Source organism: Paraburkholderia sediminicola (assembly GCF_046027825.1).
GTDB classification, from domain to species: domain Bacteria; phylum Pseudomonadota; class Gammaproteobacteria; order Burkholderiales; family Burkholderiaceae; genus Paraburkholderia; species Paraburkholderia sediminicola_D.
In genome coordinates this window covers 27,951-49,967 of record NZ_JAQQDU010000002.1, presented here as the reverse complement: position 1 = coordinate 49,967, position 22,017 = coordinate 27,951, and the positions used below count along the sequence as shown (strand labels likewise).

19 protein-coding genes are annotated in these 22,017 nt (G+C 62.1%); 9 read left to right on the top strand and 10 right to left on the bottom strand.

The features are described from left to right. The first annotated feature begins 148 nt into the window (after nt 1-148). The 3 genes from PQQ96_RS01385 to PQQ96_RS01375 all read left to right on the top strand — a co-directional run bounded on the left by PQQ96_RS01385 (nt 149) and on the right by PQQ96_RS01375 (nt 5,145). On the top strand, nt 149-1,183 hold the full coding sequence (locus PQQ96_RS01385) for a WD40/YVTN/BNR-like repeat-containing protein (protein ID WP_408287732.1): 1,035 nt from the start codon (nt 149-151) through the stop codon (nt 1,181-1,183). Nucleotides 1,184-1,291: 108 nt separating this feature from the next. Beyond that, on the top strand, nt 1,292-3,793 hold the full coding sequence (locus PQQ96_RS01380; protein WP_408287729.1) for an efflux RND transporter permease subunit: 2,502 nt from the start codon (nt 1,292-1,294) through the stop codon (nt 3,791-3,793). 275 nt (nt 3,794-4,068) lie between these two features. Next, on the top strand, nt 4,069-5,145 hold the full coding sequence (locus PQQ96_RS01375; RefSeq protein ID WP_408287727.1) for a 3-ketosteroid-9-alpha-monooxygenase, oxygenase component: 1,077 nt from the start codon (nt 4,069-4,071) through the stop codon (nt 5,143-5,145). A 140-nt stretch (nt 5,146-5,285) separates the two neighbouring features. Here the strand turns inward: PQQ96_RS01375 and PQQ96_RS01370 are convergent, their stop codons facing one another. The 7 genes from PQQ96_RS01370 to PQQ96_RS01340 form a co-directional block, all read right to left on the bottom strand. Then, a complete protein-coding gene (locus tag PQQ96_RS01370) occupies nt 5,286-6,152 on the bottom strand; it encodes a tyrosine-protein phosphatase (RefSeq protein WP_408287724.1) in 867 nt (288 codons plus the stop codon). A gap of 905 nt (nt 6,153-7,057) precedes the next feature. Beyond that, nucleotides 7,058-8,089 (bottom strand): 4-hydroxy-2-oxovalerate aldolase, encoded by a 1,032-nt coding sequence (dmpG, locus tag PQQ96_RS01365; protein WP_408287722.1) that lies wholly within the window; start codon nt 8,087-8,089, stop codon nt 7,058-7,060. 10 nt (nt 8,090-8,099) lie between these two features. Beyond that, entirely contained in the window at nt 8,100-8,999 is a 900-nt protein-coding gene (locus tag PQQ96_RS01360) for an acetaldehyde dehydrogenase (acetylating) (protein WP_408287720.1), read from the bottom strand. Nucleotides 9,000-9,033: 34 nt separating this feature from the next. Then, on the bottom strand, nt 9,034-9,816 hold the full coding sequence (dmpE, locus tag PQQ96_RS01355) for a 2-oxopent-4-enoate hydratase (protein ID WP_408287718.1): 783 nt from the start codon (nt 9,814-9,816) through the stop codon (nt 9,034-9,036). 84 nt (nt 9,817-9,900) lie between these two features. Further along, nucleotides 9,901-11,292 carry a DUF1329 domain-containing protein gene (locus tag PQQ96_RS01350; RefSeq protein WP_408287715.1) on the bottom strand — a complete coding sequence of 464 codons (1,392 nt, stop codon included), beginning with the start codon at nt 11,290-11,292 and terminating at the stop codon, nt 9,901-9,903. A gap of 87 nt (nt 11,293-11,379) precedes the next feature. Then, entirely contained in the window at nt 11,380-12,969 is a 1,590-nt protein-coding gene (locus tag PQQ96_RS01345) for a DUF1302 domain-containing protein (RefSeq protein ID WP_408287712.1), read from the bottom strand. Between the two features lie 130 nt (nt 12,970-13,099). After that, nucleotides 13,100-13,900, bottom strand: a complete 801-nt coding sequence (locus PQQ96_RS01340) for an SDR family oxidoreductase (RefSeq protein ID WP_408287710.1) — start codon at nt 13,898-13,900, stop codon at nt 13,100-13,102. Between the two features lie 174 nt (nt 13,901-14,074). Here PQQ96_RS01340 and PQQ96_RS01335 point away from each other — a divergent pair, with 174 nt between their 5' ends. From PQQ96_RS01335 to PQQ96_RS01320, 4 genes are all read left to right on the top strand, one after another. After that, nucleotides 14,075-14,968: an alpha/beta fold hydrolase gene (locus PQQ96_RS01335; protein ID WP_408287707.1), complete on the top strand. Its 894-nt coding sequence runs from the start codon at nt 14,075-14,077 to the stop codon at nt 14,966-14,968. A gap of 113 nt (nt 14,969-15,081) precedes the next feature. After that, the gene (locus PQQ96_RS01330) at nt 15,082-15,867 is read left to right on the top strand and encodes an SDR family NAD(P)-dependent oxidoreductase (protein ID WP_120305282.1); all 786 of its coding nucleotides are present in this window, start codon (nt 15,082-15,084) and stop codon (nt 15,865-15,867) included. Between the two features lie 8 nt (nt 15,868-15,875). After that, on the top strand, nt 15,876-16,268 hold the full coding sequence (locus PQQ96_RS01325) for a nuclear transport factor 2 family protein (RefSeq protein WP_408287704.1): 393 nt from the start codon (nt 15,876-15,878) through the stop codon (nt 16,266-16,268). A gap of 17 nt (nt 16,269-16,285) precedes the next feature. Beyond that, nucleotides 16,286-16,807, top strand: coding sequence for an LbetaH domain-containing protein (locus PQQ96_RS01320; RefSeq protein WP_408287702.1), 522 nt, complete (start codon nt 16,286-16,288; stop codon nt 16,805-16,807). 100 nt (nt 16,808-16,907) lie between these two features. Here PQQ96_RS01320 and PQQ96_RS01315 read toward each other — a convergent pair whose 3' ends face one another. Then, a complete protein-coding gene (locus PQQ96_RS01315; protein ID WP_408287700.1) occupies nt 16,908-17,909 on the bottom strand; it encodes a helix-turn-helix transcriptional regulator in 1,002 nt (333 codons plus the stop codon). A 184-nt stretch (nt 17,910-18,093) separates the two neighbouring features. On the opposite strand from PQQ96_RS01315, the gene PQQ96_RS01310 reads away from it, so the two are divergent. Both PQQ96_RS01310 and PQQ96_RS01305 read left to right on the top strand, forming a co-directional pair. Next, the gene (locus PQQ96_RS01310) at nt 18,094-19,005 is read left to right on the top strand and encodes an AraC family transcriptional regulator (protein ID WP_408287697.1); all 912 of its coding nucleotides are present in this window, start codon (nt 18,094-18,096) and stop codon (nt 19,003-19,005) included. Between the two features lie 668 nt (nt 19,006-19,673). Next, nucleotides 19,674-20,099 carry a DUF3830 family protein gene (locus PQQ96_RS01305; RefSeq protein WP_408287694.1) on the top strand — a complete coding sequence of 142 codons (426 nt, stop codon included), beginning with the start codon at nt 19,674-19,676 and terminating at the stop codon, nt 20,097-20,099. 167 nt (nt 20,100-20,266) lie between these two features. Here the strand turns inward: PQQ96_RS01305 and PQQ96_RS01300 are convergent, their stop codons facing one another. After that, nucleotides 20,267-20,395 carry an MFS transporter small subunit gene (locus PQQ96_RS01300; protein ID WP_074288242.1) on the bottom strand — a complete coding sequence of 43 codons (129 nt, stop codon included), beginning with the start codon at nt 20,393-20,395 and terminating at the stop codon, nt 20,267-20,269. Between the two features lie 10 nt (nt 20,396-20,405). Further along, nucleotides 20,406-21,809 carry an L-lactate MFS transporter gene (locus tag PQQ96_RS01295; RefSeq protein WP_408287691.1) on the bottom strand — a complete coding sequence of 468 codons (1,404 nt, stop codon included), beginning with the start codon at nt 21,807-21,809 and terminating at the stop codon, nt 20,406-20,408. Nucleotides 21,810-22,017: the final 208 nt, after the last annotated feature.

Sequence of the window (22,017 nt, the reverse complement as noted above, 5' to 3'; positions counted from 1 at the left end):
AAAGCGCCAACAGCTTTGCATGGGATCGGAGTAACGAGCTTTGCATGGGACCAGAGTAACGCGCTAAAGCGCGAACTCTGGCCGACAGCTAAAGCGCGAACTCCGATCGACAGCTAAAGCGCCAACTCTTGTCGACAGGAGACAAAAAATGAAATCTACATTACCCGGCTTGCTGCTCTCGGCGGCCGTTCTGGGCGCGGCGCTGTTTGCGTTTTCGCCTCGCCCGGTGCCGGCCTTTGCGCCGACCACCATTCAAGCCGATCACCTGCAAATCAACGGGCTGGCTAAAGCCGGCACACGGCTCGTCGGAGTGGGCGAGCGCGGCGTGATCCTTCTGAGCGATGACGCGGGCGCTTCCTGGCGGCAAGCTGCAGTTGCGTCCGACGAAGCCTCGGCACTGACCCAGGTGTTCTTCATCTCGCCGCGTATCGGTATCGCGGTGGGGCATGACGGCTGGATCGTGCGCACCGTCGACGGCGGTGCGCACTGGAGCGAAGTGCACTTCGATCGCAAACATTCGGATCCGCTGCTGTCCGTGTGGGGCAACGCGGACGGATTGGTCTTCGCCAGCGGCAGCTTCGGCCAGTTATTCGTCTCGCACGACGCGGGCGCCACCTGGGTCCAACAGAAAACACCCGCCGACGATCGCCACCTGAATGCCATTGCCGGCGATTCGAGCGGCCGTCTGATGATTGCCGGCGAAACCGGCACGCTGCTGCGCTCAACCGACAACGGCGCGAGCTGGGAGAAGCGTCCCGTGCCCTATCAGGGTTCGCTATTCGGCGTGCTGAAGCTGGCTGACGGCGACTGGCTCGCGTACGGCATGCGCGGCAATGTGCTGCGCAGCACCGACCAGGGCGACACGTGGACCCATATCGATAGCCACATCGGCACCTCGTACTTCGGCGCGGTGCAACTTGCCGACGGCGAGCTGGTGCTGGTCGGCCAGGGCGGTGCGATCGTCACCTCGCGCGATAACGGACAGAGTTTCACGGTACGCAAAGTGGGCGGCGTGCAGAGCCTCGCGGCCGTAGTCGACGCCGGGCATGGCGAGCTTGCGCTGGGCGGAGAAGCAGGCATCGCGTTGCTGCCGGTAGTGCCCGCAGTCCGCGCTCCGCTTGTGTCTCCCCCGGTGTCTCCCCCGGCGCCTCCGCCTGTGTCCCCCAGCGCGTCGTCGTCCTGAACGCGTGGATTCATTCGCCGAAACTCCATAGCGCGCCCGCCGGCCACTGATTCGCCACGCCCGCCGCGCTTTCCGTTGCTTTGCTGTTGCCTTGCCGTGAGACGCATCATGAACGCATCGTCCCGTCCTTCTTCGTCCCGCCTTTCGCGCTTTGTCGAGCGTTGCGCCGACGCCATCATGCGCCATCGGCGCATCCTGCTGACGCTGTGCCTCGCGGTGACCGTCGCGCTGGGTTGTTCCGCAACGCGCTTGCGGCTCGATCCCGGGTTCAACAAGATGATCCCGATGCAGCACCCGTATATGCAGGTGTTCAACCGCTATGCGAGCGCCTTTCCGGGTGCGAATACGATCCTCGTGAGTCTGCGCTGGAAGGGCCACGGCGACATCTACAACCAGGCGTTCATGGACGACCTGCGTCACGCGACCGATGACGTGTTCTTTATCCCCGGCGTGAACCGCTCGCGTGTGTTCTCGCTGTTCACGCCAAACGTCCGTTACACGGAGGTCACCGAAGCGGGCTTTCGCGGCGACGTGGTCGTGCCCGGTCAGTTCAGCAGCGCGAATCCCGACGACCTTGCCAAAGTGCGCCGCAACGTGGCGCGCTCCGGCCAGATCGGCAGGCTGGTCGGCAACGACCTGCATTCCGCGCTGATCCGCGCGGAGTTACGCGAAACGGATCCGGTCACCGGTAAGCATCTGGATTACGGCGCGGTGGCGCGGCAACTCGAACAGATCCGCGCGCGCTATTCGAACCAGGATGTCGAAGTCGACATCATCGGTTTTGCGAAACTGGTGGGGGATGTGGAGGCGGGGATCAGCGGTGTGATCGGTTTTTTCGCGCTCGCGTTTCTGATTACCGCTGCGCTGCTGTTTGCCTATACGCGATCGGCCAAGACCACGGTGCTCGCGCTGTTCGTCGCGTTGCTGCCGGTGGTGTGGCTGCTCGGCGCGTTGCCGATCCTCGGGCTCGGCATCGATCCGATGTCGATCCTTGTGCCGTTTCTGATTTTCTCGATCGGCGTCTCGCATGCCGTGCAGATGACGAATGCGTGGAAGCAGGCGCTGGTCGCCGGGATGTCTTCGACCGATGCGGCACGCGACGCGTTTCGCAAGCTGTTCGTGCCGGGCACGGTTGCCTTGCTGACGAATGCGCTCGGCTTCATGGTGATCATGCGTATTCAGATCGATATCGTGCGTGAGCTGGGTGTCACGGCCTGCCTCGGCGTGCTGCTGATGATCGTCACCAACAAGGTGTTTCTGCCGATTCTTTTGTCGTACACGCGGCTGGAGGCCGGCACGCTCGCGCGTGCGCAAAGCCGTGCGGCGCAAGGCGGCAGCCGCCTGTGGACGCGCTTTGCGATGTTCGCACGGCCCGCTCCGGCGCTCGGCGTCTTTGTGATCGCGCTCCTGTTGCTGGCGTTTGGCGCGAAAGAGTCGCGCAATCTGCAGATCGGCGACATCGGCGCTGGCGCGCCCGAGTTGCGCAGCACCTCGCGCTACAACCTCGACAACGCGCGGATTACCAGCGAGTACAACATCGGCGTCGATGCGCTCGCCGTGATCGTCGAGACGACCGGTTTCGACGATGCCTGTCTGCATTACCCGGTGATGAGCGCGATCGAGCGCTTCGAGATGCAGATGCGCGGGGTGGCGGGCGTGCAGTCGGTGGTGAGTGTGCCGTCGCTCGCGAAGGTTTCGATTGCCGCCTTCAACGAAGGCAATCCGCGCTGGGGCGCGCTGCCGCGTTCGAGCGACGGTCTCACGCAGGGCGCGAGCGCGTTCGATCCGGACAACGGCATGAACACCGAGAACTGCCAGGCGATTCAGGTGTTGATCTATACCACCGATCACGAGGGCAAAACGATCGCGCATATCGTCGATGAAATCAAACGGCTGGCGGCGGAAGATCACACGCCGAATATTGCCTTCCGGCTCGCGGGCGGCAACGTCGGCGTGATGGCGGCGACCAATGAAGCGGTCGGCGACGCCGAGGTGGCGATGCTGCTGTCGATTTTTGGTGCGATCGCTTTGCTGTGCTTCGTGACCTTCCATTCGTGGCGCGCCGTGTTGTGCATCGTCGTGCCGCTGACCGTGGTGTCGATTTTGTGCAATGCGGTGATGGCCTGGCTCGGCATCGGCCTGAAGGTCGCCACGTTGCCGGTGATTACGCTTGGCGTGGGAGTGGGCGTCGATTACGGCATCTACCTGTATGAACGGATGCAGCATGAGGTGCGCGCGGGCGCCACGTTGCCCGATGCGTTCGCGGCGGCGATGCGTCAACGCGGTACCGCGGCCTTGTTTACCGCGGTGACGATGTTCATCGGGGTGGGCACGTGGGCGTTTTCCGCGCTCAAGTTCCAGGTGGATATGGGCGTGCTGCTTGCCTTCATGTTCCTCGTCAATCTGTTCGGCGCGGTGTTTCTGTTGCCTGCGCTGGCGGCATGGCTCGGCGTCGAGCGGGCGGAGCGGCGTGCCGGCGCGCGTGATGGGGCGCTGAACGCGGCAGGGAGCGTGCTGAATGCCGCCGGTGCCGCCGGTGCCGCGAGTGCAGCGAGTGCCGCTAGTACTGCCAGTACCGCGAATGTCGCGAATGCAGAGGGGATCCGGTGAATGTGCCAACAGCGCCAGACGCGTCCGAGCGCAGCGCTGCATCGGCGCCCGGGGAGATCGAGCTGGCTGCGCGCTCGAGCATGGCAATCCGGGGCGCTAACGGGTCGCTGGAGGGCGCTGAAGGGTAGATGAAGTCCCTAGTCCGTCGGGACGATGAAGGCGGGGTGCGTCGCGCTTATCGTCAGGCGTGAGCGCGAAGGTTTGCGCGTGTCGCAAGAACACTTAAGACGGCGGCTATTCAGAAGCGCCGCCTTTTCCATTGGAGGAGATAAGAGATGTCCGCACGTCCGTACAAAATTGAATCGCAGCCGCTGGTGCAGCGTTATGCACGCGGCTGGCATTGTCTTGGTCTCGCGTGCGAATACAAGGACGGCAAGCCGCACACGCTGAACATCTTCGGCCAGCGTCTTGCTGCGTTCATGGATTCGCAAGGGCGCGTGAATGTGGTCGACGGCTTTTGCCCGCACATGGGCGGCGACCTGAGCACTGGCCGCGTGGATGGCGACACGCTGGTGTGTCCGTTTCACGGCTGGCAGTGGGACGGCGAGGGCAATTGCCAGTCGATTCCGTACTGCAAGCGGATTCCGCCGAAGGCCAAAATCGGCACATGGCAGACTTGCGAACAGAACCAGTTGCTGTTCATCTGGCACGATCCCGAGGGCAATCCGCCGTCTGAAGACGTGACCATTCCCCGTATCGACGCGTGTTTCTCTGACGAATGGTCGGACTGGGTGGTCGACCTGATGAAGATCGACACCAACTGCCGCGAACTGGTCGACAACATCTCGGACATGGCGCACTTTGGGACCGTGCATGGCGCGCCGGTCGACTACTTCGCGAATCTGTTTGAAGACCACAAGGCCACGCAACTGCTGGTGGGTCGTAGCGAACGCCTGGGCGACGACGAGCTGATCGCGCTGTCCACCTACTTTGGTCCGGCTTATCACATCACCGAGATGACGGGGCAGAGCGGCGGCCATCCGATTCATTCGATTCTGTTGAACTGCCATGTGCCGACCGACATGAACAGTTTCGAGTTGCGTTACGGCGTGATGGTGAAGAAGGTGCCGGGCTTGTCCGACGAGCAGAACATGGAGATTGCGCGCGCGTATTCGAAGCAGGCGCAGGCTGCGTTTTATGAAGACGTGGCGATCTGGGACAGCAAGACGCGAATCGACAATCCGCTGTTGTGCGAGGGTGATGGGCCGCTGTATCAGATGCGCGACTGGTACTCGCAGTTTTACGTCGACACGGCGGACGTGAGGCCGTCGAGTGTTGCGCGGAAGGTGATCGAGATCAAGGTGCGCGAGGGTGGGGAACCGCCGCCGCTGCGGCACGTGTTCGAGGGATAAAGCGATTGAAAAGGCGGTGGATGCACCGCCATTAGATGGCGGACTAACCCCACGTTTTTCGGAGCGTGGGGTTTTGCTTTTCAGGCCAGGTGAGTCGCGGTGTGAAGCGCGCGTATTGGGTCAATCAAGGCCTGTTGCGCTTACGGGTTCGTCGCCGCAGCGTGTGTCGCCGGTTCCAGATAGTTCTGCTGGATCTTCTCCACATTCACGTGCAGTACATCCACGAGATAGTGTTGCATCCCGCCGTACTGCTGATCGATGACTTCCATGGCTGCACCGATGTAATCCGGGTCGACTGCGAGCAGCGGCGCCAGTACGTCGGGCGCGACGCCGATCTTCTGCAACTGCGCGGTCGCTTGTGCGTTGCCTGCGGCGTTGTAGCGGTTCGATTCGAGGTAGTTGGCAATCACTGTTGCGCGATCGATGCCCAGAGCCGACAGCAGCAGCACGGTCGCGAAGCCTGTGCGGTCTTTACCTGCGGTGCAGTGATAGAGGATGGTTTTGTTGTCTTCGGCGAGCTTGAGGAAGCGGGAGAATTGCGCTTGATAGGTGCCTGGGAACTGCTGGTAGAGCGACACCATGAATTGATGCATTTGCGCGGGTGTCGAGCGCTTGAGCATGGGGATGACGGCTTCCGGCGCGAGGTTGCCGGCGAGGATCGGGTCGGCTTGCCAGGGGAATTGGGTGGCGAAGGCTTGTTCGGCGGGTTTCTTTTCGCTTTCGGCGCGGAAGTCGACGATGACGTCGAGGTGCATCGCCTTGAGTTTGGCGATGTCGGCCGGTGTGGCGAAGGCTGGGTTGCCACTGCGGAAGAGGCGGCCGGGCTGGATTTGCCGGCCGTCTGTGGTGGTTAGGCCCGCTAGGTCGCGGGTGTTCTGGATTTTTTCCATCTGGATGAAGGTGTCGGTGTTGATTTTGCCGGTGACGGCGGGCTGCGCTGTCGCGGTGATGGTTATTGCTGTTAGCAAGGCACCGAGTGCCGCGGTTCTGTATGTTTTCAGTTTCATGATTGTATTTTAATGTTTTTGAGTTTGGGTTTTTGCCTGCTGGGCGGCTGTTTGTCTGTTTGCCTACGGCGTTGGGATTTGCATGAGCTGTTTGCCTGCGCGGCGCTTGTTGTCTGTATGCCTATGGCGTTGGCCTTTCCTTGATTTCTTATCGGTATATTAGCGTCGCCCCTGTGCGGGGCAGGCACCTACTTTTCTTTGCATGCCGCAAAGAAAAGTAGGCAAAAGAAAGCGGCTCGAACCCCCTGCTAAGCGAGGCCCCCGCACAGTCACGGTAGTGGTGCATCTGGAATCTGTGTTCTCGCGCATTCGGCGCCAGTGACAAGGCTGTCATGCTTCCCGCCTCGCACTACGTGCTCGTCGGAAGGGGCCATCATGCAAACCCAAGGCTTCGTTTTAGCATCGTGGGAGTCATCGGCTTCGCCTCGGCAAAGCGCCCCGCACGCATGGGAAAATCCCCACCTCAAATAAAATGTCGATGCGTCGCAGTCGCAGTTGCAGTTGCACTGGCGAGTTATGGTACCGGACAAAACGCGAGAGCTAAAACGTAGTGGGTGGTTTTGTGAAGTACTCTTCGGCGCGCGCAGCGCCGCCGGAAGTATGACTACCTTGTCACTGGCGCCGAATGTGCGAGAACACGGATTCCAGATGCACCACTCCAAGCCAGGGACCCGCTTAAGAATTAGCGGTTGGAGCCGCTTTCTCTTGCTTACTTCTCTTTGCGGCCGGCAAAGAGAAGTAAGTGCCCGCCCCGCACAGGGGCGACGCTAATAAACCAATAAGAAAACAAGGAAAGGCCAACACCGCGAGAGCACAACCAAAAAGCGCCGTGCAGGCAAAAAAACCAAAACCAAAGCCCAACGCCGCAGGCAAACAGCCAAGCGCCACGCAGGCAAAAAAAACTACTAAACGAGTACTCCCCGCCCTCTGGCAAGAGTAATCGCCGTATCCTCGATCATATCCTCCTGCCCGCCGACCAGGCGTTGTCTCCCCATTTCAACAAGAATATCCCGCGCAGGAACCCGATACTTCGCTTCAGCCCGCTTGGCAAACAGCAAAAACGACGAATACACCCCCGCATACCCAAGCGTCAACGCATCGCGATCAATCCGGATCGGCGCATCCATAATCGGCACAACGAGATCCTCGGCAACGTCCGAAATCTTGAACACATCCACACCCGTCTGAATCCCCATCCGCTCGCACACCGCGACAAAAACTTCCATCGGCGTATTGCCGGCACCCGCCCCAAGACCGGCCGCGGCAGCATCGATACGGTTGGCCCCCGCAGCGATAGCCGCAATCGAATTGGCCACTCCCATCGCCAGATTGTGATGCCCGTGAAAGCCAAGTTCCGTCTCGGGCTTCAGCGCCGCACGCACCAGGCCAATTCGTGCCGTCACGTCATCAGGCAACATGTAACCCGCTGAATCCGTAATGTAGATGCAGTTGGCACCGTACGATTCCATCAGTTTCGCCTGCTTGACGAGCTGCTCGGGCGGCGACATATGCGCCATCATCAGAAAGCCGACGGTATCCATCTCCAGCTTGCGGGCAAGACCAATGTGCTGCTCGGATACATCGGCTTCCGTGCAATGCGTCGCGATTCGAATCGTATGCACACCCAGCTCGTGCGCAAGCCGCAAGTGATCGACGGTGCCGATGCCCGGCAGCAATAGCGCCGATACCTTGGCCTGTTTCACTTCCGCAATCACAGCGCTCAGATACGCTTCGTCCGTATGCGCCGGAAAACCATAGTTGACCGAAGCGCCGCCCAGGCCGTCGCCGTGGGTCACTTCGATCAACGGGACGCCGGCAGCGTCGAGTCCACGCGCAATCGAACACATCTGCTCAAGTGAAATCTGGTGGCGCTTGGGATGCATGCCGTCACGCAATGTCATGTCGTGCACGGTAATGCGGGTTCCTGCTAAAGACATAGTCGGCTCCTCAAGCGGTGGCAGGCGATGCGGCAAGCATCTGTTGGGCAAACAGTTCGGCGGTGCGGGCGGCTGCCGCAGTCATGATGTCGAGATTGCCGGCGTATTTCGGCAAATAGTCGCCGAGGCCTTCAACTTCCATGAATACGGACACGCGGCGGCCGTCGAACACGGGGCCGTTCTTTAACGTGTACCCCGGCACGTATTGGCGTACTTCTTCGATCATGGCGTGCACGGAGGCGGTAATCGCCTCGACGTCAGGATCAGTCTCGGTCAGGCAATGGATCGTGTCGCGCATGATCAGCGGCGGTTCGGCCGGATTGATCACGATGATCGCCTTGCCCACCATCGCACCGCCGACCTGTTCGATCGCCTGCGCGGTGGTACGGGTGAATTCGTCGATGTTCTTGCGCGTGCCGGGGCCGACCGAGCGCGACGACACGGTCGCGACGATCTCGCCATATGCCACGCGCTGTACGCGTGAAACGGCGTAGACCATCGGGATGGTGGCCTGGCCGCCGCACGTGACCATGTTGACGTTCATCGCCTGCTGGTCGATCTGCGCGGCGAGGTTGACTGGGGGCACGCAGAACGGACCGATCGCGGCGGGCGTCAGGTCGATCACGCGCACGCCGCGCGCGGTCAACTTGTCGGAATGCTCGCGGTGCACGTACGCGGAAGTGGCGTCGAAGGCAATGCGGATATCGTCGGCGGCCAAGTGCGGTAGCAGGCCGTCGATGCCGTCAGCCGTCGTCTTCATTCCCATTTCGCGGGCGCGCGCGAGGCCGTCCGACTCCGGGTCGACGCCGACCATCCACACGGGTTCGAGCACCGCGCTGCGGCGCAGTTTGTACAACAGATCGGTGCCGATATTGCCGGGCCCGATCAACGCGCATTTGATCTTGCTCATTGAATGCATCCTCAAGGAAAAGACGGTCAAACGGTCAGATGAAGCGCACGGAGCAACTGCCGATGCCTTCAATCTGCATGTGTAACTGGTCGCCGCGAACAACGGGAATCAACGCCGCCAGCGAACCCGACAGCACGACTTCGCCGGCGAGCAGCGGCACGCCGAGTTCGCCGAGCGTGTTCGCGAGCCATGCGACTGCATCGGCCGGGTGACCCAGCGCGGCAGCGCCGACCCCTTCCGCCGCACGCGTGCCGTTCTTATCGAGCGTCATGTGGCAAGCAGCGAGATCGAGTGAGTGGGGGGCGACGCGTTCATCGCCGAGCACGTAGACGCCGCATGAGGCGTTGTCGGCCACTGTGTCGCCGATGCGTATCGCCCAGTCGCGGATGCGCGAATCGACGATCTCGAAGCACGCGCCGACCGCTTCGGTGGCGGCAAGCACCGCCTCTCGCGTGATGCCGGGGCCGCGCAAATCGTCTTCCAGATAGAACGCAATTTCGCCTTCCGCGCGCGGCGCGATCAGCTTGTCGATCGGGATGTCCTCGCCGGCGACGTAGTGCATGCCGGAAAGCAGCACGCCGAAATCGGGCTGGCGCACGTCGAGCATGTCCTGCACGGCCTGGCTCGTCACGCCGATCTTCTTGCCGACGATGGTTTCGCCCGCTTCGATGCGGCGTGCGACGAAGTGCTGCTGCACGCGGTAAGCGTCGGCGAGCGGCAAACCGCCGGCGCGCGCCGAGAAGGGTGCAATCGGCGCGCGCTCGCGCCATGCGTGGTAAAGCTCGTCGCCGAGGGTGGTGTGAAGTGTCGAAGTCATGGCGACCGCAAATAGAAAGGGAAAAGCGCCGGGGCGGAATCTGAACCCGTCCCCGGCCATGGTTTCAATCGAGGCGCTGCGAAATCAATTGCCCGCGCCGCGAATCGCATCAGGCGAGAAGTACGCTTCGGTCAGTTGCGAGCCGCGTGTGAGCACCGGCATCGGTTCCTGATTCGACAGACGGTCCGCGTAATAGGCGCCGGAGATCAGGTCGTGATAGAACACGGAGGTCGAGTAGAACGATTTGGCGTCGTACGCGTAGAGCGTCGGGGCGAGGTTGGTGCGCCACAGTGTGCCGCGGGCGTCGTAGTTGTCGGCGGCGACTGCATTCCACGTGTCTTCGTCGAGATACAGCACCCGTTTCGCGTATTCATGGCGATAGCCGGACTTGAGCGTGGCTTGCAACACCCACACGCGATGCAGTTCGAAGCGCATGTACTGCGTGTTCTCATGGCCCTTGGTCAGAATATCGGTGTATTTGATCGACGGGTCCATCAGCTTGTAGTTGTCGTACGGCACATACACTTCGCGCTTGCCGATGATCTTCCAGTCGTAACGTTCGCCCGAGCCGTTGAAGAGGCGGTCGTCGTCCACGGTACGAAAGCCGCCGGGACCTTCGGGTTGATCGAAGCCGAACTCAGGCGCCTGGCGCACGCGCCGTGTGCCCGGGTTATAGGACCACGTGCGGCGGGTGTCGGAGCCTTCCTGGTCCCACATCTCGTAGCCGGTGATGATCGTGCCGCGATCGGACAGTGGCAGCATCGTGGTCTGACGGAAGAAGCTCTTCGCGTTCAGCGGGTTTTTCGGATCGAAGTGGTCGGCGCTGCGCGGCCCGTAAATCGCGTATTGCACCTTACCCCATGCAATATTGCCGTCGGGGTAGACCACGGCCTGGTCGTAGGTCGCGGTTTCGCCTTCGATCGCGGATGCGAAGCGCAGATTCCACATCGCCTCGACCCCGTTCTTCGGCACGGGGAACGGGCTGACCGGCGGGAAATCCTTCAGGCCGTTCTGGTCCTTCGTCATCGTGGTGGTCGGCGCGTACAGACGGATATCCTTGTACACGGCGTCGCCATAGCTGAAATCGCGGTGGCTCGGATAGACCGGAATCTTGAAGGTATCCGGATACTTCTTGAGCAGGGCTTTCTCGCCGTCGGTGAGACGCGCTTCGTACTGCTGCATGTTCTGCGCGGTGATCACGAAGAGCGGCTTCTCGCTCGCGTACGGATCGGGGAAGCGCTGGCCCGGTTTGTAGTCGACGCCCGGCGGCGTCCCGAACCATTTGCCGGTCCATGCGGGGATCGTGCCGTCGGCATTGCCCGCGCGCTCGGCGCCCATCGGCGTGAGCGGACCTTCGAGCTTGGCGATATCTTCCGGGCTGGTTTTGGCGAACGACGGGGCGCCTAGTGCGGCGGCGAATGCGGCGCCTGCCGCGAACACGCAGACGCGCACTACGGGATTGAAAATTCGACTCATGACCAAATCCTCTTGCAGTAATAAGACGGCTGATTCAAAGGGTGATGCAGGCTGCAAGGCGCCCGGAACGCAGGGCGCTTTGCAGCATCAGAACGAGTAAGTCGCGGTGGCGAGCACGTAATCGCGATCGGCGAGCGGCCGGTTAACCGGGTTCGGATTGCCGAGGAACTTCGCGTAGACGAGCCCGAGTTTCAGGTTGCTCAGGCGCGTGAAGTTCACACCGACCGTCACGCGGTGATCTCCCACGCCGGTCAGCGAGCCGAGTGCGCCGGATAGCGCGGATTGGCCGGTGAAGTCGTCGGCATAGGTGAGCGGCACGTCGAGGTCCCAGCCGTTGAAGACGTTCTTGTAGCTGAGCGTCCATGCCACCTCGAAGGCGGCGGCGTTACGCGTGTTGGTGAGCGTCGTCGAGCCCATCAGCGGCGTGATGTTGCCGGCGTGCACATACGAGATTTCACCCACCAGCGTTTGCGATGCGGCAAGGAAGGTCGGTCCGATCGAATAGATCGCCGAGAGATTCGATTGCCATACGTCGCCGCGCGTCGACTGCGCGCCCGTGGGGGTGTTCACGAGCACCGCGGCGCCTTGCCGGTACGACGTTTCACCCGCAACGTTCACGCCGTTCAGATCGGTCGAGAAGCTCAGGCCGGTGAGCTTGATGTGATCGAAGTACTTTTCCTGGTACTGCAGACTAGGAAAATACGTCGTCACGACACTCGGGTTCATGTCGTTGTAGTGCAGGTAGTACGCACCGATTTCGGTGTCGCCGAAGACGCGCCAGCGTGCGCCCAGGCCCCACTGATCGTCGCCGTTCGGCCGGATGTCGTTGCCGCGCGGAATCTGGATGCCACCGGGCCCGATGATGTATTGCGAGCCGGGGCCGACGACGTCCGAGTAGCTCCAGAACGCGCCGGGCGGTACGAGCTGGTTAGGCTCGAACGCAAACTGGTAATAGCCGAGCAGGCTGAAGTTAGGCGCGAGTTGCCACTGCGTCGAAATCTGCGGCACCGGCAGCAGGATGTCCTTGACCTCCGCGCCTGCCACATAGCTGGCGATCGCATTGGCCGGCCCCTGGGCGCCCGCGATGTTCGGGAAGAACACGCTTTCGCCCCATGCAACTACCTGCTCGCCCACCTTGACGTTCAGACTCGTGCCGCCGAAGTGGATCGTGTCGTACGCGTAGGCTGCGAGCAACTGCGGGGATCCGCCGGCAAAGTAGCTCGCATCGCTGGTGAACTGGTTGTACGCGCCGCTATGGTTGACGGTGTAGGGCGCGTCATTGCTGTTCGGGTGCTGGTAGGCCTGGTCGTAGAACACGTTGGCTCGCACGAAGACACCCCAGTCGTCATGCTTGAGGTTCACTTCGCCAAGAAGGCTCACCTGATTTTCGATCAGCTTGTTCTTTGCGAAGTTGCGGTCGCCGTCATCGCCGTTGATGTTCTCCGGCGTCAGCAGATTGCCGCTCGGCGCGCGCGTGCGCATCCCCAGGCCATAGCCGAGCGTGAAGTTGTAATCGAGCGTGGTGTCCGTGCCGAGATTGATCGTGTCGCCCGCGTATGCGGGTGTGGCGAACGTCGTCATCGTCGCTGCCGACGCCGCTGCCAGCACGGCGAGTCTGCATGCCGCGCACACCGCGCGCAACACCGGTGCGCGCTCTTGTGTTCCGTTGATCTGCATTCCGTCTCCTCTGTGGTCACTTCTGAAATTTGTTGTGATCAGAGGTTAGGGGGCACGTGCGGCGCGAGAATCGTCAAAACGGACTAGTCGCTTGCCCCAGGGGATGCGAGATGTGCGCGTGTGAATGCGTCTATGGCTTGATGGCGAACGCTTTGTGCAGGTCAGTGGCGGCGAGAAAAGCGGGCACTTCGCCGCCGCCTTCGAGAATCAGGTTGCTGCCCGATGCATAGGCGGCGTGCGGTGAGGCGAGGAACAGACACGCGGACGCAATGTCGCCGGGTCTCGCGAGCCGGCCGGCGGGAATCGTCGCGGTGATGTTGTCGAGCGCGGCCTCGCCGTCTGCCGCGGACGACCCCGTGTGGCCGCGGGTGGCGGCTTCGGTTTCGACCAGACTCGGGCTTACCGCGCACACGCGAACCTTGGGGGCCCATTCCACCGCGAGCGAGCGCACCGCATTCAGCAGGCCGGCTTTCGCCGCGCCATAGGCCGCTGTTCCCGGCGATGGTCGCAAACCGCTTACGCTGCCGATGAAGAGCAGGACGCCGCCTTCCGGTTGCTGTTGCATCAGCGCATTCGCACGTTGCGCGATGTGCAGCGGCGCCAGCAGGTTCAGGCGGACGACGGCTTCGGTGAAGCGCGGCGAGGCCTGCGCGGCGAGCGCGAATGGCGCGCCGCCCGCATTGTTGACGAGCACATCGAGCCGGCCGGTTTCGCGTTCGATCTGCGCGAGCATGGCGTCGATCGTGTCGATGTCGCGCACGTCCGCGGCGATGAAGCGCGGGGCATCCACCTCCACGCTCGCAGGCGGCGTGCGGCTGCACACATACACCGTGGCTCCCGCCTCTCTGAAAGCTTGCGCGATGCCCGCGCCGATCCCTTTGGTGCCGCCCGTGACCAGCACCACCTTGCCGCTGAAATCAAACCCTGTCATTGCCGCTGTCTCCCACTGTTCATGTGGGGCCGATGGTAGGAGAAATGCGGCGTTGCCTCGTAGTCTGAAAAGACGATGTTTCGCGGTGAATTCGAAGGGATGATGTTTTCGCTGGCGACCTTCACACAATTTGCCGCGCCGAAGAGCGCGGCGCGAGGCAGGAGACAAGCACGCATGAATGCAACGCCCACCGAGTCCCAACACGCCGACGCGCACGGTAAGTCGCGTAGCGCGCCGCCAACCCCGCAGGCGCCGAAGGGGATTTTCACGGAAGTTCCAGGCGGCCTGACACTGCACCACTTCGAAGCCGGCAGCGGCGCACCCGTTGTGTTCATCCACGGCAGCGGACCGGGTGCGAGCGGCTTCAGCAACTTCAAGCACAACTACCCGCAGTTCGCGGCGGCGGGTCATCGGGCGATCGTGGTTGATCTGCCAGGCTATGGCGCGTCGTCGAAACCCGCGGACGTGAACTACACGCTCGACTTCTTCGTCGACGCATTGCGCGCGCAGCTCGTTGCGAACGGCATCGGCCGGGCGACCTTGCTCGGCAATTCGCTTGGCGGTGCGATCGCATTGCAATACGCACTTGACTATCCCGACGACGTCGACAGCCTGATCATGATGGCGCCGGGCGGCGTCGAGGAGCGCGAGACCTACTTCAAGATGGAGGGCATCCAGAAGATGGTGTCGCTCTTCACGAACCGCCAGATGAATCGTCTGACGATGCGGCAATTGCTCGAACTGCTGGTGTTCGATCGTAGCCTCGTCACGGACGCGCTGGTCGAAGAACGCCTGAGCGTATGCGAGCAACAGCCGCCGGAAGTGCTGTCGACGATGCGCGTGCCTAACCTGACCGAGCGTCTGGGCGAACTCAAATGCCCGGTGCTGGGTTTCTGGGGCACGGACGACCGCTTCAATCCGGCCAGCGGCGCCATGCGTTTTCTCGAACATTGCGCCGACGCGCGCTTTGTCCTGATGAATCGCTGCGGCCACTGGGTGATGGTCGAGCATCGGCGGTATTTCAATCGCGAATGTCTGGAATTTCTCGCGGAGCAGCATGCCACTTGAGGCATGCTTCGGATGCGGCGCTGCCGGCGTGACCGGCGTGTCCGGTGCGACCGGTACCAAGGGCCCAAGCTGAGACGCCGCATAAAACCCAACTACACCACGACGGAGACGGCATGACATTTCCCCATCAACTGTTCGACATGAGCGGCAAAGTAACCGCCATCACGGGTGGCGCACGCGGCATCGGCGCGCAGACGGCACGCACGCTGGCGGCGGCCGGTTCGGCGATCGCGGTGCTCGACGTGCTGACGGAGCCGGGCGAGCAACTGGTCGCCGAGATCAATGAGTCGGGCGGCCGCGCGGCGTTCTGGAAGATGGACGTCACGCAGGAAGACAACGTGCAGCGCGTGTTCGGCGAAATCGCCACGCGTTTTGGACGCCTCGACGCACTGGTGAACAACGCCGGTATCGAAGGCGCGAATCTGCCTACGCACGAAATGACGCTCCAGCAATGGCAGAAAGTCATCGACGTCAATGTGACGGGCGTGTTTCTCTGCACCAAGTACGCCATTCCGCACATGCTGGCGGCGGGCGGCGGCTCGATCGTGAATCTGTCGTCGATGTATGGGTTGGTCGGCGGCCCGGACGTGCCGGCGTACCACGCGTCGAAGGGCGCAGTGCGGCTGATGGCGAAGACCGAAGCGATGCTGTACGCCACGCAAAACATCCGCGCGAATTCCGTGCATCCTGGCTTTATCCGCACGCCGCTGCTGGAAGAGGCGTTCGCCAAGCTCGGTGACCCGGAGCAGATTTTCGCGCATATGAAAACGCTGGTGCCGCTCGCGAAGATCGGCGATCCGCAGGATATCGCGTCGGGCATTCTGTATCTGGTGTCGCCGGCCGGCCGCTATGTGACCGGCACGGAGTTGGTGATCGACGGTGGCTACACCGCACGCTAGGAAAACAGATGAATACCAGTGAATACATGAAGGCCCGCCTCGTCGACTATATCGAGGCGTTCAATGCGGCGGACGCTGCACGCGTCGTCGCGCTGTTCGCCGATAACGCGAGCGTCGAAGACCCGGTCGGCACGCCCTTGAAAGAGGGCAAAAGCGAGATCGAAACGTTCTATACGTACGCGACGTCGGTGGGCGCCCGGCTCGAACTGATGGCGCCGCCGCGCGGCTCGCACGGCAATAGCGCATCGATCAGCTTTCGCGTGCATATCACGGGGCAGCACGGCCGGCCCGCGCACATCGACGTGACCGACGTGATGGACTTCGACGCTGCCGGCAAGATTGTGCGCATGCGTGCGTACTGGGGCGCGGACGACTATCACGTGCTCGCAGACGCGAGCTGAACCGGGAAGGCGGCGCGATGGCGCTCTACGAGTTCAACGGCAAGCGGCCGCGCGTCAATCCGTCAGCGTACGTTCATCCGAGCGCCGTGCTGATCGGCGACGTGACGGTGGCCGCCTGCTGTTACATCGGACCACATGCGAGCCTGCGTGGGGATTTCGGCGCGGTGGTGGTGGAGCGTGGCAGCAACGTGCAGGATAGTTGTGTGCTGCACACAGGCGTGGAGAATACCTGCCGGCTTGGCGTCGACAGTCATGTCGGGCACAGCGCGATCATTCACGGCGCGACCCTCGAGCCGAACACGATGGTCGGCATGCATGCCGTCGTGATGGATGGCGTCGTGCTCGGCGCGGCGAGCATCGTGGCCGCTTGCGCGTTCGTCAAGAAGGACTGGCGGGTGCCCGCAGGCGTGCTGGTGGCCGGGGTGCCGGGGCGCGTGGTGCGCACCCTGAGCGAAGACGAGATCCTGGCGAAATCGTCCGGAACCCGGATTTACCAGCAACTCGCGGCGGATTGCCTGCGCACCATGCGCAGCGTTTGAGGTTGGGCGCCGCCCATCGGGCGGCGCGAGTGCGGCGCTAAAGTTCGAACGCCGCGGCTAGCGCAATATGCGCGCGGCCGCGGCGTTCCTTCCTGCTTCCTTACGTTACATACCCCTGCGCCACATTGATCAACTGCACGCGATTGCGCACGTTGAACAACTGCCGCAGACGCCGCAAGTGGTAATCGACGTTATGCGGCGACAGCCCAAGGAAGTAAGCAATTTCCTTGTCGCGCTGCCCCTGCACGACCGCCTTCAGCACCGCATGCTGCAATTCGCTCAGCGAGACGCGATGCTGCTGCGCCGGTGCGATGCCGATCACGCTCTTCGCGTGCGTCCAGATGAATTCGTGGATCGTGTGCGCGAACATCAGCGTTTCGGCCACGATCGACTCCGTCATCCAGCGCGGGTTGCCGATCTCCGAGTTAAAGCACAAGCTCGCGCTCAGCTCCGGCTCGGGCAGCGGCATCTGCGTCAGAATCCCACTTTTGCGGCCGGTCGCCTCGAGCATGTCGATCAGCCCGCCGAGCCGCTCGCTGCGCATCTGCGCGCGCGGCAGGTCGGCGCGCATGTCGGCGGTGTTCCAGACGAACGGCATGCCGGTCGGCGACGCCAGCGAGACGCGCGGATCGAGCTCGAAATAACGCTCGCGAAAATAGCGCGTGAGCCATGTCTGCGACTCGTAGCTGGTCAGCACGAACATCGACTTATGATGCGCGGTGGTGCGCGTGGCCGAATAGCTGAACGAGTCGAAGCCGAGTTGTTTGATGCGGTGCCGCACGAATTCGATGCGGTCCTGCGCGCTGCCAAATCGCACCAGCGGACTGATTATCGGTGTGGCGCGCCGCGCGGCGGGCGAGGGCGTGCCGATCTCCTCCTCAGTGAAGAGCGTAAGAAAACCTGCGGGCGCCATGCCTGATGCGGTGCGGGTGGATGCCCTGGATGCTTCAGCCGCGTGGGCTGATTTCTCGGGTTGCCGCGTGCCGGCCGGGTAAGCCGGTGCTGCGGTAACCGCAGAGTTGTAAGCCGCCGACACGTGGCTGGCTTCGCCTTGCGGCGAACCGGTCAGCCAATGCGGCAGCGTATCGCATTCGTGTTCCATGAAACGGTAGCTCCAGCGTTCGAAACGCGTGAAAGACGACAACCGGGATGATCAACTATTTCCAAATATTACGGTAGCCGGTTCCTTGCTATCATTTTTGAGATCTTGCGCTGACCTCTGACCGGCGACGCGGGTGTGACAGGGTTTGCTCATGTGCATACGGGACCTCCCAGGAAGAGACGTGATGGCAAAAATTCCAAGGCTGACAACGACGCTTGCTTACGACCGCTATATGGCGGGCCAGAAACTGGTGTCGAGCGTGGATCGCCCGTGGCGGCACCTGGTGCTGCGCTCGTATCTCGAGCCGGCCGAGCAGGAGCTGCTGGAAGCCCCGGGCCTCCAGGACGTCACGTTGATGACGCTCGCCAGCGGCGCCGAACACCTCGAGCGCAACCTGAATGGGCACTGGGAGAGCGCCGAGTTGCGCATGGGCGACGTCTGGTTCGTGCCGCCCGTGCCGATTTCGTGGCGCTGGCGTTCGATCAGCGATGAGCCGCTGTCGACCGTCCATTTGCACCTGGAGCGCAGCCTGATCGACAGCGTCGCCGACCAGATGGAGCTGGGCGGTTCTCGCGAACTGTCGCTTGGCGACGCGATGCAGTTTCATGATCCACTGATCGCCGCGATGCTCGGCGCATTGCATCGCGCCGCCGGCGATCCAGCCGATTCACGGCTGTACGTTGACGCGCTGGCTCACGCGCTCGCCGCCCACCTGTTGCAACATTACTCGCGCGGCCGTCACGCCGAGGCTGGCTTGCCGTCGCAGCCCGAGCGATTGGTGCCACGCCGCATCCGCCGTGTAACCGATTACATCCGCGCCAATCTTGCCGCCGATCTGGCCATCAGCGAACTGGCCACGCAGGCCGGGTTAAGCAGCTTTCATTTTGCTCGGGTGTTCCACCGCGAGACGGGTGAAACGCCCCACCAGTTTGTCGCGCGCTTGCGACTCGAAGAAGCCGCGAGGCTGTTGCGTGCCACCGATCAGCCGGTGCTGCAAATCGCGATTGCGGTTGGTTTCGAGAACGCCAGTCATTTCTCCGTGCAGTTCAAGCGTGCCTACGGCGTGACGCCGCTTGCCTACCGGCTGCGCGGCTGAGAGTCAGGTTGCGCGGCTGGATCGCGTGGGCGGCTCGCCAGCATGCGATGCCTGAGCGGCACGCCGACACTTGACGGCGCGCGGGCGTTCACTGGTTACGACACACGGTTCTGCCAGGCGGCGCTGCGATGCCTGGCCGCGCGTGGCATGGCATATTAAGGCGGCCGCAGGGGCATCGAGGGCAAGGATCGCTCGCGGTGACGCGTGAAACTTCCACGGTGATGCCGATTTCGTCGCAGGCTGCGCTGTCCGCTGTCCGCTGAATTGCCGAAACGGGCGTTGAGCACTTTTCGCAGTTTGCTGCGCATTGCATCGCTTGCAAACTACGAAGTTTCGTGGCGTCGCAGGCGATAGAGCTGGCACGCTGGGGCCTGGATGGTGTTCCGGCCGGTTTGCAGCTGACGTGCTCACTATATGATGAAGCAGGGGATCGGCAGCACCCCTTGCAACTGTTGCCTTACGAAGAGGCGTGGCGCTCGTGATAGCGGCGCGGTGGCCTGCTTTATGCGTGACCGCCGGAGTCACTGGTTCAACTGGCCTGACCAGTTGGGCGACAACTGTCTCTGTCGAAGCCTTGCACCGGCCGACAGAATGTTGCGCCTGCAGCCTGGCTCTGGCCGGCGTCTGACCGACCATTCCACTCAACCTGTCACACCGGAGATCTAGCGATGACCCGACTTCGAATTACCGCCTGCGGCCACGTCTTTACCGCCGAAACGCATCCTGACGCGCCGCAAACGGTGGCCGCCTTTCTGAGGCTCCTGCCGTACCGTCAGAAGATCATCCACGTGCGCTGGAGCGGCGAAGGCTGCTGGGTTCCGCTTGGCGACTTCAAACTCGAAAACGATGGCGCGGCAGTCGGCTTCGAAAATCACACGAGCCATCCGTCGGTGGGCGACATCCTGTTCTACCCGGGCGGTTACAGCGAAACGGAGATCATTCTCGCGTACGGTTCATGCTGCTTCGCAAGCAAGATGGGGCAACTCGCGGGCAATCACTTCCTGACCATTGTCGAAGGCAAGGAAAAGCTGCGCGAGCTCGGCACCAAGGTGCTGTGGGAAGGCGCGCAAGACGTGTTGTTCGAGAAGATCTGAAGCGGTGCCCGGTGCGGGCATCAGTTTGGCCGCGACGACAGTCGGTGAGGGTGCGGTGTACCCGTGGTAGCCGGGGAAGAAGGGTGAGAGAACGCGCGCGATTCGCGCGCGTCGACACGCTTTTCTAGCACCCCGCACATTCGGTTGTGCGGGGTGCCATTCAACACTTACTTGAACAGCTTCATCGCTTGCGAGAGCGTATTGACCACGCCCCATGCCAGCGGCAGCGTCACATATAGCCAGAAGACAGCGAGCTTGACCTTGTTGGTCGGATGAACGGCTTGAATGGTCGACATGCGAGTCTCCTTAGGCGCCTTTGGCGAGTTGTGCGTCAGTCATGTGGTGCTTGTCGTTGACACGCTTAACCAGCAGGTTGCAGACGAAGCCGATCACCAGCAGCACAACCATGATGTGAATCGTCATCGTGTAGGCATCCGCCTTTGCAACGCCGTGCGCCACTTCATACGCACGGATGTAATTCACCAGCACGGGACCCGCGACACCCGCCGCGGCCCAGGCGGTCAGCAGGCGGCCGTGAATGCCGCCGACGAACGCCGTGCCGAACATGTCCGCGAGATACGCCGGCACCGTCGCGAAGCCGCCGCCGTACATCGACAGGATCACGCAGTACGCGAGCACGAACAGGGCGATCTGGCCGGAGGCCGCGAAGCCAGGCACGAGGTAGTACAGCACGGCGCCGAGCGCGAAGAAGATGAAGTAGGTGTTCTTGCGGCCGATCCAGTCCGAAGCCGAGGCCCACACGAAACGGCCGCCCATGTTGAACAGCGACAGCAGACCGACGAAACCGGCCGCCGCGGCAGCCGTCACGGTGTCCTTGAAGCTCTCCTGGATCATGACCGAAGCCTGGCCGAGAATGCCGATGCCGGCCGTCACGTTCAGGAACAGCACCAGCCAGATCAGATAGAACTGCGGTGTCTTCAGCGCCTGATCGATGTGCACGTGATTGCGCGAAATCATTTTCTTCTGGTTCGTCGCGGGCGGCGTCCAGCCGGCCGGCTTCCAGTCTGCCGGCGGCACGCGAATCGCGAGTGCGCCGATCGACATCGAGATGAAGTACGCAATGCCGAGCACGACGAAGGTCTCGGCCACGCCGATGCTGGTCGCACTGCGGAAGTGGTTCATCAGCGCCACCGACAAAGGCGCGGCAATCATTGCGCCGCCGCCGAAGCCCATGATCGCCATACCGGTCGCCATGCCGCGGCGATCCGGAAACCAGCGGATCAACGTCGACACCGGCGACACGTAACCGAGGCCGAGTCCGATCCCGCCGATCACGCCATAGCCGAGATAGAGCAGCGCGATCTGGTGCAGATACACGCCGAGCGCGGAGACCAGGAAGCCGCCTCCGAAGCAGCACGCGGCGGTGAACATCGTGCGGCGCGGGCCGACATGTTCGAGCCACTTGCCGGCAAACGCCGCCGACAAACCCAGGAACACGATCGCCAGCGAAAAGATCCAGCCGAGCGACGTCAGCGACCAGTCGTCAGCAGCGGATTGCGTAATGCCGATGACCTTGGTCAGCGGACCGTTGAATACGGAGAAGGCGTACGCCTGGCCGATACAGAGGTGAACGGCGAGGGCCGCGGGCGGCACCATCCAGCGCGAAAAGCCCGGCTTCGCAACGGTGGCCTGTTTGGAAAGAAATGGGGCAGAGCCGGAATTCCCGCTCGGCTCGGTGATGCTACTCATGGTCGGTCTCCCGTGACGAATGCTTTGTTATCGGCGCTTCTTACAGAATGCTTTAGTGCTGCGGTGTAAAAATTTCAGGTCAACGTGCCGTCAATATATGTATTTGTATTTCATATAACGTGCGCCAATTCGATGTAGAAGCTGCTTCGCAGAACGATAGAATGCGAATTGGGTCTTTGCAATATGAGATGTAAATGCATAAATCATT

Coding starts and splice junctions, on each gene's coding strand:
- PQQ96_RS01385 (WP_408287732.1), top strand. CDS start 149: ATGAAATCTACATTACCCGGCTTGCTGCTCTCGGCGGCCGTTCTGGGC.
- PQQ96_RS01380 (WP_408287729.1), top strand. CDS start 1,292: ATGAACGCATCGTCCCGTCCTTCTTCGTCCCGCCTTTCGCGCTTTGTC.
- PQQ96_RS01375 (WP_408287727.1), top strand. CDS start 4,069: ATGTCCGCACGTCCGTACAAAATTGAATCGCAGCCGCTGGTGCAGCGT.
- PQQ96_RS01370 (WP_408287724.1), bottom strand. CDS start 6,152: ATGAAACTGAAAACATACAGAACCGCGGCACTCGGTGCCTTGCTAACA.
- dmpG (WP_408287722.1), bottom strand. CDS start 8,089: ATGTCTTTAGCAGGAACCCGCATTACCGTGCACGACATGACATTGCGT.
- PQQ96_RS01360 (WP_408287720.1), bottom strand. CDS start 8,999: ATGAGCAAGATCAAATGCGCGTTGATCGGGCCCGGCAATATCGGCACC.
- dmpE (WP_408287718.1), bottom strand. CDS start 9,816: ATGACTTCGACACTTCACACCACCCTCGGCGACGAGCTTTACCACGCA.
- PQQ96_RS01350 (WP_408287715.1), bottom strand. CDS start 11,292: ATGAGTCGAATTTTCAATCCCGTAGTGCGCGTCTGCGTGTTCGCGGCA.
- PQQ96_RS01345 (WP_408287712.1), bottom strand. CDS start 12,969: ATGCAGATCAACGGAACACAAGAGCGCGCACCGGTGTTGCGCGCGGTG.
- PQQ96_RS01340 (WP_408287710.1), bottom strand. CDS start 13,900: ATGACAGGGTTTGATTTCAGCGGCAAGGTGGTGCTGGTCACGGGCGGC.
- PQQ96_RS01335 (WP_408287707.1), top strand. CDS start 14,075: ATGAATGCAACGCCCACCGAGTCCCAACACGCCGACGCGCACGGTAAG.
- PQQ96_RS01330 (WP_120305282.1), top strand. CDS start 15,082: ATGACATTTCCCCATCAACTGTTCGACATGAGCGGCAAAGTAACCGCC.
- PQQ96_RS01325 (WP_408287704.1), top strand. CDS start 15,876: ATGAATACCAGTGAATACATGAAGGCCCGCCTCGTCGACTATATCGAG.
- PQQ96_RS01320 (WP_408287702.1), top strand. CDS start 16,286: ATGGCGCTCTACGAGTTCAACGGCAAGCGGCCGCGCGTCAATCCGTCA.
- PQQ96_RS01315 (WP_408287700.1), bottom strand. CDS start 17,909: ATGGAACACGAATGCGATACGCTGCCGCATTGGCTGACCGGTTCGCCG.
- PQQ96_RS01310 (WP_408287697.1), top strand. CDS start 18,094: ATGGCAAAAATTCCAAGGCTGACAACGACGCTTGCTTACGACCGCTAT.
- PQQ96_RS01305 (WP_408287694.1), top strand. CDS start 19,674: ATGACCCGACTTCGAATTACCGCCTGCGGCCACGTCTTTACCGCCGAA.
- PQQ96_RS01300 (WP_074288242.1), bottom strand. CDS start 20,395: ATGTCGACCATTCAAGCCGTTCATCCGACCAACAAGGTCAAGCTCGCT.
- PQQ96_RS01295 (WP_408287691.1), bottom strand. CDS start 21,809: ATGAGTAGCATCACCGAGCCGAGCGGGAATTCCGGCTCTGCCCCATTT.